Annotated in this window: 21 protein-coding genes; 17 read left to right on the top strand and 4 right to left on the bottom strand. The window is 36.4% G+C overall.

All coding sequences use genetic code 11. The features are described from left to right. The first annotated feature begins 599 nt into the window (after positions 1-599). The gene (ssuE, locus tag ACIQZA_RS15065; RefSeq protein ID WP_400939140.1) at positions 600-1130 is read left to right on the top strand and encodes an NADPH-dependent FMN reductase; all 531 of its coding nucleotides are present in this window, start codon (positions 600-602) and stop codon (positions 1128-1130) included. Positions 1131-1285: 155 nt separating this feature from the next. Here the strand turns inward: ssuE and ACIQZA_RS15060 are convergent, their stop codons facing one another. Continuing rightward, complete coding sequence (locus ACIQZA_RS15060; RefSeq protein WP_185903571.1) at positions 1286-1441, bottom strand: hypothetical protein; 156 nt, start codon at positions 1439-1441, stop codon at positions 1286-1288. A gap of 191 nt (positions 1442-1632) precedes the next feature. Here ACIQZA_RS15060 and ACIQZA_RS15055 point away from each other — a divergent pair, with 191 nt between their 5' ends. From ACIQZA_RS15055 to ACIQZA_RS15025, 7 genes are all read left to right on the top strand, one after another. Further along, positions 1633-3021 (top strand): aldehyde dehydrogenase, encoded by a 1389-nt coding sequence (locus tag ACIQZA_RS15055; protein WP_400939138.1) that lies wholly within the window; start codon positions 1633-1635, stop codon positions 3019-3021. A gap of 441 nt (positions 3022-3462) precedes the next feature. Further along, entirely contained in the window at positions 3463-4929 is a 1467-nt protein-coding gene (locus ACIQZA_RS15050; RefSeq protein WP_402882310.1) for a UDP-N-acetylmuramoyl-L-alanyl-D-glutamate--2,6-diaminopimelate ligase, read from the top strand. Between the two features lie 326 nt (positions 4930-5255). Then, positions 5256-6833 carry a peptide chain release factor 3 gene (locus tag ACIQZA_RS15045; RefSeq protein ID WP_400939133.1) on the top strand — a complete coding sequence of 526 codons (1578 nt, stop codon included), beginning with the start codon at positions 5256-5258 and terminating at the stop codon, positions 6831-6833. A 235-nt stretch (positions 6834-7068) separates the two neighbouring features. Continuing rightward, a complete protein-coding gene (locus tag ACIQZA_RS15040) occupies positions 7069-10122 on the top strand; it encodes an efflux RND transporter permease subunit (protein ID WP_402882308.1) in 3054 nt (1017 codons plus the stop codon). An 18-nt stretch (positions 10123-10140) separates the two neighbouring features. Continuing rightward, on the top strand, positions 10141-11226 hold the full coding sequence (locus ACIQZA_RS15035; protein WP_402882307.1) for an SDR family oxidoreductase: 1086 nt from the start codon (positions 10141-10143) through the stop codon (positions 11224-11226). Between the two features lie 621 nt (positions 11227-11847). Continuing rightward, positions 11848-12612: a TerC family protein gene (locus tag ACIQZA_RS15030; protein ID WP_323652949.1), complete on the top strand. Its 765-nt coding sequence runs from the start codon at positions 11848-11850 to the stop codon at positions 12610-12612. A 104-nt stretch (positions 12613-12716) separates the two neighbouring features. Then, on the top strand, positions 12717-14072 hold the full coding sequence (locus ACIQZA_RS15025) for a TrkH family potassium uptake protein (RefSeq protein WP_142510000.1): 1356 nt from the start codon (positions 12717-12719) through the stop codon (positions 14070-14072). A 75-nt stretch (positions 14073-14147) separates the two neighbouring features. On the opposite strand, the gene ACIQZA_RS15020 is transcribed toward ACIQZA_RS15025, so the two are convergent. From ACIQZA_RS15020 to ACIQZA_RS15010, 3 genes are all read right to left on the bottom strand, one after another. Next, positions 14148-15254: a tyrosine-type recombinase/integrase gene (locus tag ACIQZA_RS15020; RefSeq protein ID WP_402882304.1), complete on the bottom strand. Its 1107-nt coding sequence runs from the start codon at positions 15252-15254 to the stop codon at positions 14148-14150. Positions 15255-15265: 11 nt separating this feature from the next. Continuing rightward, complete coding sequence (locus ACIQZA_RS15015) at positions 15266-15766, bottom strand: ImmA/IrrE family metallo-endopeptidase (RefSeq protein WP_402882302.1); 501 nt, start codon at positions 15764-15766, stop codon at positions 15266-15268. Positions 15767-15872: 106 nt separating this feature from the next. Further along, positions 15873-16283, bottom strand: coding sequence for a helix-turn-helix domain-containing protein (locus ACIQZA_RS15010; RefSeq protein ID WP_402882301.1), 411 nt, complete (start codon positions 16281-16283; stop codon positions 15873-15875). Positions 16284-16448: 165 nt separating this feature from the next. Here ACIQZA_RS15010 and ACIQZA_RS15005 point away from each other — a divergent pair, with 165 nt between their 5' ends. The 9 genes from ACIQZA_RS15005 to ACIQZA_RS14965 all read left to right on the top strand — a co-directional run bounded on the left by ACIQZA_RS15005 (position 16449) and on the right by ACIQZA_RS14965 (position 20014). Further along, positions 16449-16691 (top strand): helix-turn-helix domain-containing protein, encoded by a 243-nt coding sequence (locus ACIQZA_RS15005; protein WP_402882299.1) that lies wholly within the window; start codon positions 16449-16451, stop codon positions 16689-16691. A gap of 57 nt (positions 16692-16748) precedes the next feature. Continuing rightward, on the top strand, positions 16749-17027 hold the full coding sequence (locus ACIQZA_RS15000) for a helix-turn-helix transcriptional regulator (RefSeq protein WP_402882297.1): 279 nt from the start codon (positions 16749-16751) through the stop codon (positions 17025-17027). 198 nt (positions 17028-17225) lie between these two features. Beyond that, positions 17226-18020 carry a phage antirepressor gene (locus ACIQZA_RS14995; RefSeq protein WP_402882295.1) on the top strand — a complete coding sequence of 265 codons (795 nt, stop codon included), beginning with the start codon at positions 17226-17228 and terminating at the stop codon, positions 18018-18020. Beyond that, on the top strand, positions 18021-18254 hold the full coding sequence (locus ACIQZA_RS14990) for a hypothetical protein (protein ID WP_402882293.1): 234 nt from the start codon (positions 18021-18023) through the stop codon (positions 18252-18254). 43 nt (positions 18255-18297) lie between these two features. Continuing rightward, positions 18298-18567, top strand: coding sequence for a group-specific protein (locus ACIQZA_RS14985; RefSeq protein WP_402882291.1), 270 nt, complete (start codon positions 18298-18300; stop codon positions 18565-18567). A gap of 152 nt (positions 18568-18719) precedes the next feature. Next, a complete protein-coding gene (locus ACIQZA_RS14980) occupies positions 18720-18992 on the top strand; it encodes a helix-turn-helix domain-containing protein (RefSeq protein ID WP_402882288.1) in 273 nt (90 codons plus the stop codon). Next, positions 18983-19249 carry a hypothetical protein gene (locus tag ACIQZA_RS14975; protein ID WP_402882286.1) on the top strand — a complete coding sequence of 89 codons (267 nt, stop codon included), beginning with the start codon at positions 18983-18985 and terminating at the stop codon, positions 19247-19249. Before ACIQZA_RS14980 ends, ACIQZA_RS14975 begins: the two co-directional genes overlap by 10 nt. A 280-nt stretch (positions 19250-19529) precedes the next feature. After that, positions 19530-19739, top strand: a complete 210-nt coding sequence (locus ACIQZA_RS14970) for a hypothetical protein (RefSeq protein WP_402882283.1) — start codon at positions 19530-19532, stop codon at positions 19737-19739. Next, complete coding sequence (locus ACIQZA_RS14965; RefSeq protein ID WP_402882282.1) at positions 19736-20014, top strand: hypothetical protein; 279 nt, start codon at positions 19736-19738, stop codon at positions 20012-20014. Before ACIQZA_RS14970 ends, ACIQZA_RS14965 begins: the two co-directional genes overlap by 4 nt. The last annotated feature ends 2 nt before the right edge of the window (positions 20015-20016 follow it).

Below are 20016 nucleotides of genomic sequence, written 5' to 3'. Positions count from 1 at the left end.
GCTCTGCGCGAAAGCGAAGCGTCAGCGGCAATGTTTTATCTGTGCGAAAGCGAAGCGACAGCAACAAATGTTTTCTGTAGCGAAAGCATAGCGACAGCAACAAATGTTTTTTCTGTGCGAAAGCGAAGCGGCAGCAACAAATGTTTTCTGTAGCGAAAGCGAAGCGTCAGCTACAAAGCGGCCAGTCGGAACGGAAATCAACCACACGTTTGGTGATGATCCCATTAAATGAAAAAACTTATTGACTTTGTATGTCATTATGTTAAATTAAGTTTATAAGAATACTTGGTTTTAAAAAATGAGTTGACTAGACATCTAGAGGCTTCTATTTTACGTAACGGATTTTTTCCGAACGTAAACATAGAAGCCTTTTTTTATCTTTATGTTGTGAATTTCTATTGAACTTGAGGAGGAAGGAATATGAAATTAGGATTTGGCTACTGATTTTTAGAGGATGGTTACGTAATGTAGAAAATGGAAATATGCCTGCAACATTTGATTATGTAAAACAGGTTACTTAGGCGCTACATTACGTCCATATGAAAAGACATTGCATTGGGTGTAAGGACATTTATCTTTGTTAAAAAGGAGTGGCTAATATGACAAAAGCAATTATTATTAATGGCACTAATTCGAGAAATTCACGCGTGACGGCGATTCATGAAAAGGTGGAAAATTACTTAAAAGCACAGGGAATAGCGGTACACACAAATTATGTACATGAATTGCCAGCTGAGGACTTAATTAAGGCTAATTTTGCAAGTGAGGCCATCGTTTCAGAAAATAAACAGGTTGAAGAAGCAGATATTATCGTACTTTTGACGCCAATTTATAAAGCTTCATATACAGGAATATTGAAAACTTATTTAGATTTGCTACCGCAAAAAGCATTGCTTGGAAAGTTTATCTTACCAATTGCTGTAGGTGGCTCTATTGGACATTTACTCGCTTTAGAATATGCATTAAAACCAGTTTTAGCTGTATTAGGAGCTACAACTATTGCACATTCTGTTTATATTGTTGATAAACAAATTATTCGATTAGAAGATGGGAGCTTTGCTATCGAGGAAGAAGCTATTAACCGTCTTGATGTAGAATTAACACAATTTCAGCAAATTGTATCCATTTAAGTATGAAGTAGCTCAGTAACATAACATGGTTGATTTCCGTTCCGAATAGGCACTTTCTTGGGGGCGTCCGATGAGTTTTAACAACTTTTGGGATTGAGCCTAAAAGTTCAAAAAATAGCGCATTATAGGAAATAACCTCCTATAACGCGCTATTTTTAATTAACTTCAGGTTCTTCTTTTTTCTCACTCGCTGCTGTAGAGAGATATAAGAATGCCTCATCTTGCAATAGCAATAATTTTTCTTCGCAAATACCGTGTGCTAATGGTCCAGAAAAAATAGACTCCCACCAAGTTCCTGTTGTTGTTGTCATTCGTCTAAGCCCCCGTTTCAATTTTTCAATATGTAGTTGTAAATTTCCCAAAATCACAAAACCATCTACACATTCCGTCCATTCAAGAAAGAGGAATTTTGATTGTCAATGTTGTATCGTATAGACAAAGATAGTTTGTTTCGAAATGAAAAAACTATGTACGCCATTTTAAAAAAAGAGGTGCTTTTATTATGAATTTTACGATACAAGATGTAGAAAATATGATTACAGAACAGCGTCAATTTTATTTTTCACGAGCGACGAAAAGTACAAAATTTCGAAAAGAGCAATTAATAAATCTGAAGAAAATGATTTTAAAGTATGAGAAAGAAATTTTGAATGCTCTATATTTAGATTTACGAAAGAGTGAGTTTGAGGCATATGCAACAGAAATTGGCATTGTTTTAGATAGTATTTCTTATATGGTAAAGCATGTTGAAGAATGGATGAAACCTGAAGCTGTAAAAACACCGATACAATACCAGGTGGGAAAAAGCTTTATTGTAAGAGAGCCATACGGAGTAACATTAATCATTGGTCCATTCAATTATCCATTCCAGCTTGTAATGGAGCCATTAATTGGAGCAATTGTTGGTGGTAATACGGCTATTGTAAAACCATCAGAAACATCTGTGCATACAGCAGCGATCGTTAAAAAAATAATTGAAGAAACGTTTAGTCCTTCTTATGTTCGGGTTGTAGAGGGAGAAAAAGAGGAAGTGACTGCACTTATTCATGCATCTTTTGACTATATATTTTTTACAGGGAGTGTGGCAGTCGGAAAAGTTGTTGCAAAGGCAGCAGCGGAACGCTTAACACCAATTGCCCTAGAACTTGGTGGGAAAAGTCCCGCAATTATTGATCAAACAGCCAATTTAGAAGTAGCGGCGAAAAGAATCGCTTGGGGGAAATTTACAAATACTGGTCAAACTTGTGTGGCACCAGATTATGTTCTTGTTCATAAAGATGTCTATGACCGATTTATGAAAATATTGAAAGCAACGATTCGTTCCTTCTATGGTAAAAATGCATTAAAAAGCCCTGACTATGGTCGTATTGTGAATTTAAGACAATTTGATCGCTTACAGCAAATTATCGTGGAAGAACGTGACGCAATTACATTTGGTGGTAGAACAGATCGTGATGATTTGTATATTGAGCCTACAATTATTGGTTATGTGAAATGGTCAAGTCCTTCGATGCAGGATGAACTATTTGGACCGATTTTACCCGTGATGATGTATGATGATTTACCGCTGGCTATTCACCAGATTCGTCAGTTACCAAAGCCTTTAGCAGCTTATTTTTTCTCAGAGCATGAAAAAGCTACCCAGTACTTTTTGGAGGAATTACCATTTGGTGGAGGGTGTATTAATGATACGATTACACATGTAGGAAATTTACATTTGCCATTTGGCGGTGTCGGCCCATCAGGAGTAAAAGCATATCACGGGAAGGCAAGTTTTGAAAACTTCACCCATCCAAAATCTATTTTAAAAAAATCATCGAAGTTAGAGACGAATGTTCTCTTTCCGCCATATAAACAAAAGGTTAAGCTTGTGCGAACTATCATGAAATAGTAAAAGGAGGTGTCGGGCATGACATCTCACTTTTTTTGACACCCGCAGAAATAGGGGAACTCAGTCTAAGAACCCCACATCCTGTGGCACTTTATTTGTGCGAAAGCGAAGCGACAGCAACAAATGTTTTCTGTGCGAAAGCGAAGCGACAGCAACAAATGTTGCCGAGGCAAAATTGATCTGCTCTCCAACGTATATTTCCCATTGTGCTTGTCGATAAATGCCGTTTTTTGATATGTTAGGTAAATTACGGTGAAATATTAAAAATATATTAAAATGATAGCGTTTTCATTTTAAAAACGTTCGTACAGGCATTTTATTTATCGGTGAATAAGTAGTAAAATAAGATCATTAGAATGTGGGGGTATTCATCTTGTCATTTTTTGTCGAATAAGCAATAAATGATGAAATGAATGTAGAGATTGATTGGAGGACTATGAAATGTATGCAGAGGAATTGTTGAATGCATTACCTTTGAAAAAAATAATTGGAGTGCTACCTGACCAAGTAAGTGATATTGTAATTGATTCACGAAGTGTGCAACCAAATAGTATGTTTGTTTGTATAAAAGGTTTTACAGTTGATGGTCATGACTATGCACAGAAAGCTGTTGAAGGTGGCGCAACAATTGTTGTAACAGAACGAAAATTACCATTAGCAGAAAATATTGCACAAGTCATTGTGAAAGATTCGGATCGTGCAGTTGGCTTGTTAGCTGCAAAGTTTTTTGACTATCCGTCGAAAGATATGGCAATGATTGGCGTAACAGGGACAAACGGAAAAACATCAGTAACGGGTATTATTCAAAATATAATGCATGGTATGGGTGAGAAATCGGCATTATCAGGAACAATCGGCTTTAATTTAAATGGTATTTTATATGAATCTGCAAATACTACGAGCGATGCATTATCGACTCAACAAATGATATTCCGTGCAAAAATGGAAGGCTGCAGATTAATGACTATGGAGGTATCTTCACACGGTTTAGCACTTGGACGTCTAGCTGGGGTAGAATATGATGTAGCTATTTTTACAAATCTTACACATGATCATCTTGATTTCCATGGTACGATGGAGGAATATGGCCATGCGAAGGGCTTAATGTTCTCTCAACTTGGACAAGACTTAGAAAAGAATAAATTTGTAGTGTTAAATGCTGATGATGCTTGGTCAGAGCGCTATGCAGCGATGACACCATTTCCTGTATGGACATATGGTTTGAAAAATGAAACAGCTGATTTCCGAGCTATTAACTGTGAGTATCATGATTTCATGACATCTTTTGACGTTGAAATGCCAGAGGGAATATACCATGTAAAAATGCATTTGCTCGGGGAATTTAATATCTACAATGTGCTTGCCGCTATGGTAGCTTTTTATGGCCGTGGTTATTCAATGGAAACAATCATTGAGCAAATTGAGCAATTACCACCAGTGAAGGGCCGCATGGAGAAAGTTTGTTCAGATTTACCAGTGCAGATTTTTGTTGATTATGCACATACACCTGATGCCATTGAAAAGGCAATTTCTTCAGCAGAACCATATAAAAAAGGGAAGCTTATTTTCCTAGTTGGTACAGGTGGCAATCGTGATAAATCAAAACGTCCAGCAATGGCAGAAAAAGCATCAGCCGCTGATTACGTTATTTTAACGACAGATGACCCACGCTATGAGGACTATGATAGTATTACAGGTGATCTTGCTAAAGGGATGCTTCATGAAAATTATGCATGTATAGGAGACCGTGCTGATGCGGTGCGTCATGCGATTGAGGTTGCTGAACCAGGGGATATGATTATTTTTGCTGGTAAAGGCCATGAAGATTATCAAATTATTGAGAATACGAAATATCCGCATAGTGATGCAGATATTGCAATAGAAGCTGGCCACTTAAAATTTGTATAATATATGATCTCCAATGAGGATGTTAGAGCGTACTTGATAGGGTGAACGGGAAAGCATGCAAAAATGCGGTAAGTTCACCATACTTAGAGAACCCTTTTAGTTCGTACTAAAGGGTTTTCTTTTTGGGTACTTTTGGTGAATGTCACAATGTTAGCAAACGAGTGAGTAGATGGACAGAAAGGGTAGTCATCGAAATGTTTGAGAAAACTATACATTGTCCCTCGCCAAAATGAAAACCTCTTTTTTGGGGAAATCATGTAAAAAGGTTGTAAGTGAGGCAAGTCTTCTTTTATTATTATTAAGTATGAAAAAAGGAGAATAACGAGATGAATTCAAATTTAGAAAAAGATATATTATCGCGTCGAACTTTTGCCATTATTAGTCACCCTGATGCTGGGAAAACGACGATTACAGAAAAGCTTTTACTATTTGGTGGTGCGATTCGTGATGCCGGTACAGTAAAAGGAAAGAAAACAGGTAAGTTTGCAACATCTGACTGGATGGAAATTGAAAAACAACGTGGGATTTCTGTAACTTCTTCAGTTATGCAATTCGATTATAACGGCTCACGTGTTAATATTTTAGATACTCCAGGTCACCAAGATTTCTCGGAGGATACGTATCGTACGTTAATGGCAGTGGATAGTGCTGTCATGATCGTAGATGCTGCCAAAGGTATTGAAGCACAAACTTTAAAGCTATTCAAAGTTTGTAAAATGCGTGGTATTCCAATTTTTACTTTTATCAATAAACTAGACCGTCAAGGGAAAGAGCCACTTGAGCTGATTGAAGAGCTTGAGGAGGTACTTGGCATTAATGCTTACCCAATGAACTGGCCAATCGGTATGGGTAAAGAGTTTCTAGGTATTTATGATCGTTATAATAAACGTGTCGAGCAATTCCGTACTGAGGAAGAAGAACGTTTCTTACCAATTGATGATAATGGGGAACTTGCAGTCGAGCATCCTATGAAGGTGACTTCTTATTATTCACAAGCAATGGATGACATCATGTTGCTTGACGAAGCGGGGAATGAATATTCTGAAGAAAAAATTCGTCGTGGTGAATTGACACCTGTTTTCTTTGGTTCGGCTTTAACAAACTTTGGTGTGCAAACATTCCTTGAAACATATTTACAATTTGCGCCAACACCACAGCCTCGAATTACTGAGGATGAACAATTTATTGATCCAGTTGATCATGAGGAGTTTTCGGGCTTCATTTTCAAAATTCAAGCAAACATGAATCCTGCACACCGTGACCGTATTGCCTTTGTGCGTATCGTATCGGGTAAATTTGAACGTGGCATGAACATGACTTTATCTCGTACAGGTAAATCATTCAAAGTGACACAATCTACACAATTCCTTGCTGACGACCGCGAAACAGTTGATGAAGCAGTTGCTGGTGATATTATCGGTTTATATGACACAGGCACTTATCAGATTGGTGACACAGTTGTAGGTAGTAAAAAGACATTCCAATTTGAAAAATTGCCACAGTTCACGCCAGAGTTATTTGTTCGTGTCACTGCGAAAAATGTTATGAAATCAAAGCAATTCCATAAGGGGATTTTACAACTAGTGCAAGAAGGCGCTATTCAATATTATAAAACGTTGCATACAGAAGAAGTTATTCTTGGAGCAGTTGGTCAATTACAATTTGAAGTTTTTGAGCATCGTATGAAAAACGAATATAATGTTGAAGTGAAGATGGAGCCAATTGGTTCGAAAATTGCAAGATGGATTGAAAACGAAGAGGATGTTAAAGAATCGATGTCTTCAGGTCGTTCAATGCTTGTCAAAGACCGTTTTGATAATCTTGTTTTCCTATTTGAAAATGAGTTTGCTATGCGTTGGTTCGCTGATAAAAACGAAGACATTAAACTGTATAGCCTTTTATAATGAAAAACACGAATCGACATGTTGCGATTCGTGTTTTTTTACAAGGGAAATTAGAGCTTTATGTAGAATATATACAGTATTAGGAAATATAAGGTTCAGTAAACAAATTGCATCTCCTAATTTTCGCGTTGTGCTATATATTAAACCTATAATACATGGAGAGGTTACCAAATTTATAAAATATCCTCCTGTTCGGGTATTATAGAAAGGAAGAGATTAAAAGGAGCTTGTAATAATGAACATTAGTAATTTTTCTATTAAAAGGCCTGTTTTTACAATAGTTACGATGTTGTTAGTCATTATATTAGGTGGCGTTTCATTATTGAAAATACCTATTACGCTTATTCCAGAATTACGTCCACCTATAGGCATCGTTGTTACCAATTATCCTGGTGCAAGTCCAACAGAGGTTAATGAGAAAATAACGAAGCCCTTAGAAACAACACTCGCCACCTTACCAGGGATAAAAAAACTACAGTCTACCTCTCAAGAAGGGTCCAATTTAATTATACTCGAGTTTGATTGGTCAACCAATATTGATGATGCTCAGCTCGATATTTTACAACGCATCGATATGACCCCTTTACCGAATGATGCAGAGAAACCTAACTTTTTAAAATTTGATCCATCACAATTTCCTATAATACAACTTTCACTACGTGCGGAAAATGACAATATAGATGTACGTTTATTGGCGGAAGCCTTGGAAAAAGAACTTCGTCGAACAGCAGGTGTCGCAAGTGTCAATATTTCTGGCAAGCTGATGGAAGAAGTTCAAATAACTTTAGATGAATCGATGCTAGTTGAAAAAGGATTATCGCAAGCAGATATTATTCAAATTATTCAATCGAACAATGTTTCTCTTCCTGGTGAACCAGTGTTAACGGCAGACGGGAAGATGTTAACGACACGTATTTTAAGCACTATAAATTCGCTTGAAAGCATTGCTGATTTAATCATTTCAGTAAATCCACTAGATGGTAAAGCATTAACAGTAGGAGAAGTAGCGACTGTTGAACGTGTGGAACAAAAATCTGTAACTACTACACGAGCAAATGAACATCCTGCGGTATTAATGTCTGTATTACAGGAATCGGGTGCTAATACAGCAGAGGTTTCAAAAGCTTTTAAAGAAGCTTTAAATGAATTATTAACAAAGAAGCAATATCAAGGAATCGTTGCAGACGTACTAGTGGACCAAGGGAACTACGTGGATTTAGCCATTAGTAATATCGGATCTTCTTTACTTCTAGGTGGATTATTTGCAATGTTCGTATTGTTTGTCTTTCTACGTAGTGTGAAAAGCCCTATTATCATTGGCATTGCGATACCATATTCAGTGATTGTTACATTTGTTTTAATGTTTTTTGCAAATTTTTCACTCAATATTATGACGTTAGGGGCGTTAGCACTTGGCATCGGTATGTTGGTTGACAATGCCATCGTTGTTATTGAAAACATTGAACGACATTTAGGACTTGGCAAGGATCCGAAAACAGCAGCGAAAGAAGGGACAAAGGAAGTGGCACTTGCGATTACTGCTTCCACTCTAACAACTATTGCAGTATTCATTCCTGTAATGTTTATTGAAGGTTTAATAGGACAAATTTTCACAGAATTTGCATTAACTATTTCCTTTAGCTTAATTGCTTCTTTAGTCGTTGCGTTAACGGTTGTCCCAATGCTTGCAAGTCGTCTTTTAAAAATGAAATCTACGAATATTTACGAAAAACGTATTGAGTCATCTTTTTACAAGCGCTACAAAACATCAATTATTTGGGTATTGCGTCACCGTATGCTTGTACTAATGTCAGCAGTTGTCTGTTTTGGGCTTGCGTTGTTTGGGCTTATGAAAATTGGTACTGAGTTTTTACCGCCAACGGATGAAGGGTTTGCCTCCATTAGTGTAAATCTAGAAAAAGGGGTAGCAGTATCAGAAACAGAAAAAGTTGTAGCGAAAATTGAAGAACGCCTAAAACAGGAGAAAGATGTTGACGTATATGTTAGCCTAATCGGTGGTACGCAACAGGCACAAGCACGGAGACAAACAAGTGCAAACCAAGCAGAACTATATGTAAAGCTTGTTCCTCTAGCAGATAGGAAGCGTTCAATTTTTGAATTTGTAGAAGAGGTTGAGCGAGATTTGCATAAAGAGCTAGGTGAGCAAGTTGAAATCAACTTTAATGTCTCAACGACAACAGGATCGTCACCAAATACATTAACGTTCAGGTTAACAGACTCTGATGAGCAAAGACTTCAAAGCTCTGTTGATAAATTACAGCAGGAGCTATTAAAGGTAAAAGCCATCACAAAAGTATCTACGGATTTAGATATTACTGTAAAAGAAATTCAAGTCGAAGTAGACCGAGAAAAGGCGAAGGACTACGGATTTGTACCCGCACAAATTGCTCAAACGGTCAATCAAATGACGAAGGGTCAGCTAACTACGCAAATAATGGCAGAGGATGGTGCTGTATTGCCTGTTTATACAGGCTTTGGACAAGTGTTTAATGATAGTATCGAGTCATTAAAATCGATGCAGCTTCGTTCCCCTGCAGGTTTATTTGTAAAGCTAGAGGATATTGCTACAGTTTCTGTCCAAGAGGGACCAGTATCGATAAGACGTTCTGATCAGGCGGCAGCGGTTGCATTTTTTGTCGAGTATGAAACGATGGAATCGCTCGGAGGCATCTCAGCAAAAGTGGACAAAGTATTAGAAAAAGCGAAATTACCAACTGAAACTCAAGTTGTCTTTAGTGGAGATCGTGAGCTTTACGATAGTGCGATTAATGATATGCTTTTAGCCGTGGCATTAGCAATAGTCCTTGTATATATCGTAATGGCTGCTCAATTTGAATCATTCAAATATCCATTCGTTATCATGTTCACAGTACCATTAATGATTATTGGCGTTGCCATTGCAATGTTTGCTACGAACACGTTAGTTGGTGTGACATCTGTTATAGGCATCTTAGTGCTAGTTGGAATTGTCGTGAATAACGGGATTGTACTTGTCGATTATATTAATCAACAAAAAGCTAGGGGAATGGCGACGTATGATGCGATTTTACTGGCTACCCAAGATCGATTTCGACCAATTTTAATGACTGCACTAACAACAATCTTAGGATTGCTACCACTTGCTCTTGGTATTGGTGAAGGAACAGAGATGAATCAACCGATGGGGATTGTAGTAATTGGAGGACTTGTGACATCAACTTTGTTGACATTATATATTGTACCGATTATTTATAGCTTAATGGATAAAGAAACTAGGAAGATGCGGTAAGTTCAGGGGGGATGAAAGATGGGGGTTCATTTTTTTACAGGTTTCCCAGGTTTTATTTCAAGTCAATTAATACGAGCGTTATTACGAAAAAAACAATCACAGGAAGTCATCGCTATTGTTTTAGCTGGTGAATTTGTAAAAGCAAATTTAGAAAGAGAAAAAATAGTAGCGGAGTTTCCAAACTGTTCTATTCGTATTGTAGAGGGAGATATTACATTACCGAATCTCGGTCTTGAAAATCAAGCAGTACAGGACATTGTACCTCAAATTGAGGTGCTCTGGCATTTAGCTGCTATTTATGATTTAGCGGTACCACGCGATCTAGCATGGAAGGTAAATGTGCATGGTACGACGATGGTCAATGATTTTGTTCGAACACTGCCGAACTTAAGACGCTATATGTATTTTAGTACAGCGTATGTAGCTGGTACACGTGAAGGTGTTTTGCGTGAAAATGAACTAATTCGTCCGCCCGCATTTAAGAATTATTATGAAGAAACAAAATATGAAGCTGAGCATCGAGTAGAAGATTTGAAATCAGAAATACCACTGACAATTATTCGACCTGGCATAGTACGTGGACATTCTGAAACAGGAGAAACGATTAAATTCGATGGGCCTTATTTCTTTTTAAATATGGTAGATAAGTTAAAGTGCCTTCCTTTTATCCCGTATATTGGACGATCAACTTCAACAATAAATGTGGTACCAGTGGATTATATTATAAATGCCTCGACTTATCTCGTTGATGAAAAATATGCTGAAGGGAAAACTTTGCATCTAACGGACCCGAATCCTCATCCTGTGCAGGAAGTGTATCGTACGATGGTAAAATTATTAACTAACCATTATCCTAAAGGGCGATTACCGTTAATACTAGCAAGAACATCTTTACAAATACCACTTATTCGAAAATATCTAGGTGTTGAGCAAGAAACTCTAGACTACTTAGCTTGGAATGCTAAGTTCGATACATCCGAAGCAGTTACTATTTTGAAAAAGGGTAGTATTGCATGTCCCGATTTTATACTGACTATGCCTAGAATGATTGATTTTTATTTAGCGCATAAAGAAGATAAACGCTATCAAATTCAAATAAAGTGAAGCTTCAATTAGTGGACGGTGATAGAAATCGATGTTTACATCCAGTGCCATCTAGCAAACAAACAAGTTATCATTAATCAACTTCTTTCAGCGGGTGTCCAAACACCCGCTGAAAGAAGTTAAAGCCTCTGGCGGATGTCACGGAATCGAAAAGGAGTTCAATAGGAAGTTAGCCGTTATCGCATCCATGCGATAACGGCTAACTGACCTGCATCGGTGTTGCTGACGCTACGTTAGCACTGCGCTTTCGCACAAAAGACATCTGTTGCTGACGCTACGCTTTCGCACAAAAAATATTGTAGATTAAAAATGGGGTAGATAATTTTGCCACTCATATATGATAGTGCTATAATAAGTTTTCAGAAGAAAAATACCTTCGACGTTTTGTCAAAGGGGAGTAGCTAACAGATACGAGCGAAGTATCTGGATTCACATTCGTCATGACGTGGTTTTTTACCATCGGGTGTGATAAGCGAATAATTCCATACTAGCAGTATTCAACGACTAGTATTTATTTGCTTAGCGAGACCTTTGCCTTTTTATAGGGGCAGAGGTCTTTTCTTTTGTACTCGTATAGTAATGATTATTTTGGGTATACAGAGCTTTAGAGGAGGCACATGAATGGAATCAATTTTATTACAATACGGCTGGGTACTTATTGTACTTGTAGTATTAGAAGGGTTATTAGCAGCAGATAATGCAGTTGTAATGGCTGTGATGGTGAAGCACTTACCACGGGAACAACAAAAAAAGGCATTATTTTATGGATTATTTGGGGCATTAATTTTTCGATTCTCAGCACTTTTTGTCATTACAGTATTAGTGAATTATTGGCAAATTCAAGCGTTGGGAGCAGCTTATTTACTATTCATGTCTGCCAAAAATATATATGATTTGCGTCATAAAGGGGATTCAAACGAAGAATCTAACGATGAAGTGGGGAAAAAGGGCGCTGGTTTTTGGATGACAGTGCTTAAGGTAGAGGCAGCGGATATTGCATTTGCTATTGATTCTATGCTTGCTGCAGTTGCCATTGCTGTAACTTTACCGCAGGTAGGGAACTTTGATATAGGTGGCATCAATGGTGGACAATTTATTGTCATGTTACTTGGAGGGTTTATCGGAGTTATAATGATGCGATTTGCGGCACAATGGTTTGTGAAAATATTAAATGACTACCCCTCACTTGAGACCGCTGCGTTTTTAATTGTAGGTTGGGTAGGCGTGAAGCTTGTTGTGTTGACTTTGTCACATGAGAAGGTGGGCATATTACCTGCAGAGTTTCCGCATTCTACTGTGTGGGAGTTAACTTTCTGGATTGTATTAGTGGCCATCGCATTAGTAGGTTATTTAGTAGGAGTTCGTCATAAAAAACAAGTTCAATGATCTTTAAGAGGAATAGTCGTATCTATTCCTCTTTCTTTTTTGATGTATTTTTTCTATACTAATATCTATCGAGTTTGGCATCATATAAGGAAGGGGTTGTCAAAGTGCCCTGGAAAAGATCAAAGAATAGGCTTGTCACACCTTTTCAGGTACTTGTCTCTTATTATTTTATAGCTATAGCTATTTCCTTCCTGTTACTACTGCTACCAGGCGTTCATCAAGAAGGTGTTAAAGTTTCATTATTAGATAGCTTGTTTACTGCAGTAAGTGCAGTTAGTGTAACAGGTTTAACAACATTCAATATATCTGAAAGCTATACCACATTCGGGCTAGTGATGGTTCTTGTTATTTTACAGCTTGGCGCAATTGGCATTATGTCACTTGGTACCTTTGTGTGGTTACTTGTTGGGAAAAAAATCGGTATGCGTGAGCGTCAATTGATTATGATCGATCATAATCAATACAATTTGTCAGGGGTTGTTCAATTAATTCGGGAAATATTGAAAATCTTAATCGGTATTGAAGTGATGGGTGCGTTCATTTTAACTTTGCACTTTACTAACTATTTTGACACTTTTGAAGAAGCCTTGATTCATGGTGTCTTTGCCTCCGTTTCAGCTACTACAAATGGTGGCTTTGATATTACGGGTATGAGCTTACTTCCGTTTCATAACGATTACTTTGTTCAATTGATAACAATGGTGTTAATTGTGCTTGGTGCGATAGGCTTCCCAGTTTTGGTTGAAGTGAAAACTTTTTTATTAAATCGCCATGCAAATTTCCGCTTTAGTTTATTTACAAAAATAACTACCTCCACATACGCAATTTTATTTGTGGTAGGGGCTGTCGTTATTTTATTGCTTGAATCATTCCATTCCTTTAAGGGAATGTCTTGGCATGAGGCTCTGTTTTCTGCAATGTTTCATTCTGTTTCAACACGATCAGCTGGACTTACGACGTATGATGTAACAACCTTTAGTGAAGCGACAGATATTTTTATGAGCTTTTTAATGTTTATTGGTTCTTCGCCAAGTTCAGTTGGTGGAGGAATACGTACAACAACTTTTGCCATGGCCATTTTATTCCTAATTACCTTTTCGCGAGGAAGAGAAGATATTCAAGTATTCGGACGTGAAATACATTTAATTGATGTATTCCGCTCGTTTGTTGTTATTTTATTGGCATTCTTTATGGTATTAGTTGCGACAATTATTTTACTCATTACTGAGCCACACGCATCACTGATTCAAATAATCTTTGAAATTACATCAGCGTTCGGAACGTGTGGGATGTCTTTAGGAATCACTTCCGACCTATCGGTAGTTGGCAAAATTATCATTATGATTTTAATGTTTGTTGGTCGTGTCGGTTTAATTTCCTTCCTTTACACTTTAGGTGGCGGAGGTAGAGGAAAAAAATCTAATTACCACTATCCTAAAGAACGCGTAATTATTGGGTAATGTGTGGGAAGCTTTGATATAATAATGTTTTGTAGGGGCGGATTTTACATTTGCCCCTTTTTTGCCCCCTAAAGGTTAATTTTTGAGGTAATCTTCAAATTTTTTGAGGGCATTTCTTTCGTGTTCTGGTGTAATGTGCAAATATGTATTAGCTGTGATGTCTATATTTTTATGACCTAATCTTGTACTAACAGTTTTAATATCTACACCAGCCTCTAACATCATAACAGCATGAGTATGGCGTAATAAATGGGTAGATTTCCGAGGTGTTAATTTAGCATACCTAAGTATATTTTTCATCATATCCTGTGGTTTTGTCTGATAAAACATTTTACCGTTTTCATCCACAAAAACATAATCTGATTTAATATAATTACTTTTGGTTTTTTCGTTTTCTTCTTGCCATTCTTTATAAGCTTTCAATTCACAAGTTAAATCATCTTCTATAGTAATTGTTCGATAACTTGATTTTGATTTTGGAGGGCCTAAACCTATATTGGTACGTTGCCGATCAACTGTGAGTGTTTTATTTTCGAAATCAATATCTGACCAAAATAAACCCAAAAGCTCACCACTACGTATTCCGGTATGAAGTAGTGTTATAACCATAACACGTTTAAAAATATCTTCATTTTCAATTGTTTTTAATAATTGTTTTACTTCTTGTTTATTTAAGAAGACCATTTTTTCTTTATTTTCTACTTTAGTAATTTGTATGCCTCTTAATAAATTCTTTTCTAATTCATCATGTTCCACGGCGCTGTTTATAATTGCCATCATTTCACCATGAATACGATCTACAGTATTTTTCGAATAATCATATTCGAATAATAATTCATTAATGAATAATTGATAATCAGCGCGTTTTATTTTATTTAACTTATAACCTCTATATCTTTGTATTAATTTAACTTGTCCATTTTTAGCTGTTACATTACTGGATTCTCTTCGGTGTTGATTATTCATTTTATTATGAACATCTAACCAATCTTCGAAAAGAATTTCACCTTTTCTTAACTTCTCAATACCACCAATAACGAGCTTCTCTTCAACTAAAACAGCTGCAGTTCTAGCCTCTGCTCTAGTTTTGAAACCACCCTTTGATATTTCTTTTTGTTTACCAGCATCATTGTATTTAATTCTGTATTCCCAACAGTTACCGCGTTTTCGGAAATAAGCCATAGTATCACTCCTTATATGTAATCAACAGAAGGACTATTAATATGTTCAATTATTTCTAGAAAATGATTGTTTAAATAATGATCTAATCTTTTTTTAGCAAATTCATAGTCTACCTTAAATAATATACAAATTGTAATAATAGCTTCCTTTTTATTTTTAGGAAGGTTGATATTATTTAACATGAAAGTAGGTACACACGCTTGGAAAGCAAAATTATTCGCTTTCCATTCTTGATATTCTCTAAACATTTGGAAAGATTTTGTTTGATTACCAACATGCGAAATAACATGTCCTAATTCATGACAAAATTCTTCCCACTGTTTTTCTTCTGGCAATCGTGAATCTATATAAATTATGTTGTCATAGCTAACTGAGTCACAAGGTAAATAAATTACTATAAAGCCAAGTCTAGGAGCAATTATTCGTGGATCTAAATGTTTTGGTTTTGTTACTCCGATTTCGGTGTATAGTTCTCGAATGTAATCTTCTAAATGAGTATAAACAAAATTCATAACATCCCTCTTTCACAAACATATGTTCTGTTGATATTAACAAAAAAATCCACCACTGAAAAGGCGAATTTTTAAATGTTTGGGAAGTCTACATAAGAATGTAAAATCACTTCTTATTTTCTTGTTGCTTTTTCCATACCTCATAATATATTTCGAACTGCTCCAAGGCATCAAGAATATTTTCTGGTTGATTTTTAAAGAATAAATTTTCTCTAGATAAGAAGAAATCGATAACTTCTTTTTGGTATGCGTTTAGATTGTTGTAATCTTCATCCGAGATACCGGCTTGTGTATGCAAAGCATCTCTGTGATTGGTTCTGCCTAGTAGGTAGTCTATCGAGACATTATACAAGTCTGCTAAGTTAGATAACATTGATGGGTCAGGTGACCTTGTTCCGTTTTCATATCCGGACAAAGTATTGCTTTTAATACCTAATTTATCAGCAACAAACTTCTGGAGGTAGCCGTGCTCTTCACGCAGTGTTCTTAAGCGTCTAGCTAAAATATCTTCGCCCATGAAAAACAACCTTTCTGTGTAATCTTTATTATAAATAGTATCGCAATTCTCGATTTTTTATATTAATATTCGCAATATGTGATAAAAAAGTTTGACAATCTCATTTTGCGATGTTAAAGTGTAATTAATCAAATCGCAATTCGCGAAACGGAGGAGGTGTTGATCATGAAAGAAAAACCAATTGTACAAAACAACCTTAAACAGTTGCGTAAAACAAGAGGTATCCAGCAAAAGTTTGTTGCTGAATCGATTGGCATTTCAGCAAATTATTATTGTCAAATTGAAAACGGACGTCGTGTTTTACCAACTAAATATCTACCAAAAATAAGAGAACTTTTCGGTGTGACGTTAGATGAAATTTTTTTTGATAACGAAATCGCGAAATGCGATTCTAATAAAATTGCATAGAAAATAATTTTGTCTCCATATCACCAGTTGAGTTAAGAAGTGAAAGGAGTGGAAGTAATGGGTTGGAGCATGACTAAGCCAAAGCGTAAAAAGAGAAATAAAGAATCGTTTCCATCACAGGAATTTCAAAACCTTAAAGGTCCTAAACGGGAACGTCTTATTGCTGAAAGAAAATCCAAAGGCTTTACACAAGCACAATTAGGAAAGCTGGTCGGTTGTTCAGCAGCAATGATTGGACGTCTTGAAATGGGACAAACGAATCCAGGTGTAGAGATATCAATTCTACTTGAAGAAATTTTAGCTACACCATTTTTTGAACTTTTTCCAGATTTATAAAAAAGTGCTTGACATATAGATATCAAGTTATTTCCAATTTGAAAGACAATTAAATATTTATAAAAATAAACGTTTTATAAATCAATAAATAATCTTGTCTATGAAACTTAAATAAAGATACCAAATTGGAATTTAATTGAAATAAATGGTAAATACTCAATTTGATTTAATGGAAACATAACAAAAGGAGGTTTTATTATGAATCAATTAAAAGTTATTCACGAACAAGTTGTTTTAACAAAAAAATTCGAAGTATATGGGACTTTAGAAAATCCGTTGTTTTTGGCAAAGGATGTTGCTAGTTGGATTGAACATAGTGACGCATCAAAAATGATCCGTTCAGTAGATGAAGATGAAAAGCTGATACGAACATTGTTCCTATCAGGTCAAAATCGTGAATCTTGGTTCCTAACTGAAAATGGTCTATATGAAGTGCTAATGCAATCACGCAAACCTATTGCTAAACAATTCAAAAAGCAAATCAAAAACATTCTAAAAGAAATCCGAATCAATGGTGGTTACATTGCTACAAACGAAGATGACGATGAAATGACAATTCTAGCGAAAGGTTTTTTAATCGCTCAGAAAACAGTCGAACGTCAAAAACGTGAGAATGAAGCATTGCACCAACAAATTGAACAAGATGCTCCATATACGAAATTCGGAAAGGTAGTCGCGATTTCGGATGGTTCTGTAAACGTTGGCACATTCGCAAAAATGCTTTATGAAAAACACGGTATCAACCTTGGACGTAACAAATTAATGGCTTGGTTACGCGAAAATGATTTTTTGATTAAACAAAAAGGCGCTGAGCGTAACTTACCGAAACAAAAGTATATTGAAAATGGTTGGTTCCGCGTAAGACCGGCTATTGTTGCTAGAACGGAAGGCGATATGCAAACAGGAACACCATTAATTACTGGAAAAGGGCAAATTGCTATTGCAAACATTCTCTTAGCTGAATTTTCCAAAACGGAAGGGGTTAGCGTTTAAATGACTATAAAAAAAATCACAGTTGGCGATGCACAATTTCAATTCGAAGCTTCTATTGTAAATGACGGTGGTTTCGTAATTTCTTTAACGGAATATAGAGATAACAATCAACGTGATGTAGTTGAAACATATGTCGGAATCTCAGAAGCAAAACAAATGGTTGATGTCTTGCAAGAAGCTATCAAATTCTCGGAAAACCAACCGCATGTATTAAGTGACGCAGAACTGAAATAGATTACTTGGCATAAGTAACGAACTAACAACGGAGGTGCTCATCATGATTCAAGTTCAAGTAGATGAAAAACTAGTGCTTGATATGGCGCGTGACGAAATTAAATCAAAATTACAAACTATTGAATCTGAATTTATATTTTGGGATTTAAAAACCTTATGTGAAAAAACGTGTATGTCACGCAGTTTTGTATTAGAAACATTCTTCTTTTTGCCGGATTTTCCGAGACACAAGGTCGGCACTAAATGGTTAATACCGGCAAAGGAAGCAAGTGAATTTTTACTTAAATGGCTGAAACAACAACCAAAAGCATAGGAGAGGCCAGGGCAAATGGCCTCAAGTCAAACTACCAATCTAGTAAGAGGTTGGGGCAACAACCTCTTATCTCAATATTAAAGCTAACTTGAAAGAGAAACAATGCAACGGATGCATAATATGCACAAACTGCATAAAAAGGGTGAATATAAATGAACTTAGATATTGGAGGATTAATCAAACAATGTCGTAAGAAGGCGAAGCTTTCACAGGAGGCTTTTGCTGATTTGATGCACACGACACAATCAACGATTAGCCGTATAGAACAAAATCTTATTGCGTGTGAAGCAAATTTTTTAGCTAAAGCAGCCGCAATAACAAACTCACAGGATGTTGTTGTAGCTACATTATTTAGTGCTGATGCAGCGATGCAATTTTTACAAACTGTACCAATGTTTATAGGAGGCATGTTCACATGGATATAGTAGAAAAATTGAAGCTAGAAATAGCGATGTTAGAAGCTTGTAATGAGGATTTATTAGTAGCAATAGACGTTCATAACAAACGTGGTGAATATCATTTATCTGCTAAGTGTACGCGAAAAATCAATAAAACGAATCGTGAAATTAAAAGATTAAAAGTACGTTTACAAGATCATCAAAACTTCATGTGGGTTATCAAGGATGCACAGGATAAAGGACTACTTGACGAGGTGGTGAAGGAATATGCGAATCAAGCCTAGAGCATGGAGACACATGACATTAAAGCAGAGGTTAATTTATTTGCACTTCATTTGCGATAAGAGGGAGTTAACAAAGCTAGATGAATATAAAAAAGCTGCTTAATCTTAGCGAGAGATTAAACAGCGAGACTACTTATACAAATCAATTATACCACAAAATCAGACGTTTGCGAGTGTTATCTCGCTCTCGTCAAGCAGTTCATAATCCTCCTCAAATTGGTCTGGTTAGCCAAACATTATGAGCTGCTTGATGGGATGCCATCAGAAAGAAGGTGAGAACATGAATATCGCACCATTTAAACCAAAAATGCAGACAGTCCACCTAGACACAGAAGTATTTGAAGAACGTTTTGCTGAGTATGACATTATCAGTGAATTTACTGGAATCATTTATACGCTAGTGGCTGTCGAGGACAATGTGCGCTACAAAAGCTTGGTACCAGCATCTTATGCAGAAGTATTGCGCAAACAGAAGGAGGCAATTGCATGAACTTACTTTTGGAAAATCCAATGGTACTTGGTCGTATAGAGTATCCAACGCCCTCTTATGAACCTGTTATAAGTTTCGAGATGCACGATGATTTTGGTAGTTTCATAGCTTCCGGTGATGTTTATTTTGAAATCGGTGATGCGATCGTACACATCGACAATATCAGTGATTACTTGGCTATTGGATATAAGGATGAATCAACTTATGAAATGACTGATTCAGAGGTAATTGCTTATGTGGAGGAGCATTATGGGTTTGCTCATACAAAAAAATAAAC

Source organism: Lysinibacillus sp. NPDC096382 (assembly GCF_044762845.1).
GTDB lineage: Bacteria > Bacillota > Bacilli > Bacillales_A > Planococcaceae > Lysinibacillus.
This window is presented reverse-complemented; position numbering and strand designations above follow the sequence as displayed.

Excerpts from the sequence above, each read along its gene's own strand:
- ssuE (WP_400939140.1), top strand. The coding sequence starts at position 600 with ATGACAAAAGCAATTATTATTAATGGCACTAATTCGAGAAATTCACGC.
- ACIQZA_RS15060 (WP_185903571.1), bottom strand. The coding sequence starts at position 1,441 with ATGACAACAACAACAGGAACTTGGTGGGAGTCTATTTTTTCTGGACCA.
- ACIQZA_RS15055 (WP_400939138.1), top strand. The coding sequence starts at position 1,633 with ATGAATTTTACGATACAAGATGTAGAAAATATGATTACAGAACAGCGT.
- ACIQZA_RS15050 (WP_402882310.1), top strand. The coding sequence starts at position 3,463 with ATGTATGCAGAGGAATTGTTGAATGCATTACCTTTGAAAAAAATAATT.
- ACIQZA_RS15045 (WP_400939133.1), top strand. The coding sequence starts at position 5,256 with ATGAATTCAAATTTAGAAAAAGATATATTATCGCGTCGAACTTTTGCC.
- ACIQZA_RS15040 (WP_402882308.1), top strand. The coding sequence starts at position 7,069 with ATGAACATTAGTAATTTTTCTATTAAAAGGCCTGTTTTTACAATAGTT.
- ACIQZA_RS15035 (WP_402882307.1), top strand. The coding sequence starts at position 10,141 with ATGGGGGTTCATTTTTTTACAGGTTTCCCAGGTTTTATTTCAAGTCAA.
- ACIQZA_RS15030 (WP_323652949.1), top strand. The coding sequence starts at position 11,848 with ATGGAATCAATTTTATTACAATACGGCTGGGTACTTATTGTACTTGTA.
- ACIQZA_RS15020 (WP_402882304.1), bottom strand. The coding sequence starts at position 15,254 with ATGGCTTATTTCCGAAAACGCGGTAACTGTTGGGAATACAGAATTAAA.
- ACIQZA_RS15015 (WP_402882302.1), bottom strand. The coding sequence starts at position 15,766 with ATGAATTTTGTTTATACTCATTTAGAAGATTACATTCGAGAACTATAC.
- ACIQZA_RS15010 (WP_402882301.1), bottom strand. The coding sequence starts at position 16,283 with ATGGGCGAAGATATTTTAGCTAGACGCTTAAGAACACTGCGTGAAGAG.
- ACIQZA_RS15005 (WP_402882299.1), top strand. The coding sequence starts at position 16,449 with ATGAAAGAAAAACCAATTGTACAAAACAACCTTAAACAGTTGCGTAAA.
- ACIQZA_RS15000 (WP_402882297.1), top strand. The coding sequence starts at position 16,749 with ATGGGTTGGAGCATGACTAAGCCAAAGCGTAAAAAGAGAAATAAAGAA.
- ACIQZA_RS14995 (WP_402882295.1), top strand. The coding sequence starts at position 17,226 with ATGAATCAATTAAAAGTTATTCACGAACAAGTTGTTTTAACAAAAAAA.
- ACIQZA_RS14990 (WP_402882293.1), top strand. The coding sequence starts at position 18,021 with ATGACTATAAAAAAAATCACAGTTGGCGATGCACAATTTCAATTCGAA.
- ACIQZA_RS14985 (WP_402882291.1), top strand. The coding sequence starts at position 18,298 with ATGATTCAAGTTCAAGTAGATGAAAAACTAGTGCTTGATATGGCGCGT.
- ACIQZA_RS14980 (WP_402882288.1), top strand. The coding sequence starts at position 18,720 with ATGAACTTAGATATTGGAGGATTAATCAAACAATGTCGTAAGAAGGCG.
- ACIQZA_RS14975 (WP_402882286.1), top strand. The coding sequence starts at position 18,983 with ATGGATATAGTAGAAAAATTGAAGCTAGAAATAGCGATGTTAGAAGCT.
- ACIQZA_RS14970 (WP_402882283.1), top strand. The coding sequence starts at position 19,530 with ATGAATATCGCACCATTTAAACCAAAAATGCAGACAGTCCACCTAGAC.
- ACIQZA_RS14965 (WP_402882282.1), top strand. The coding sequence starts at position 19,736 with ATGAACTTACTTTTGGAAAATCCAATGGTACTTGGTCGTATAGAGTAT.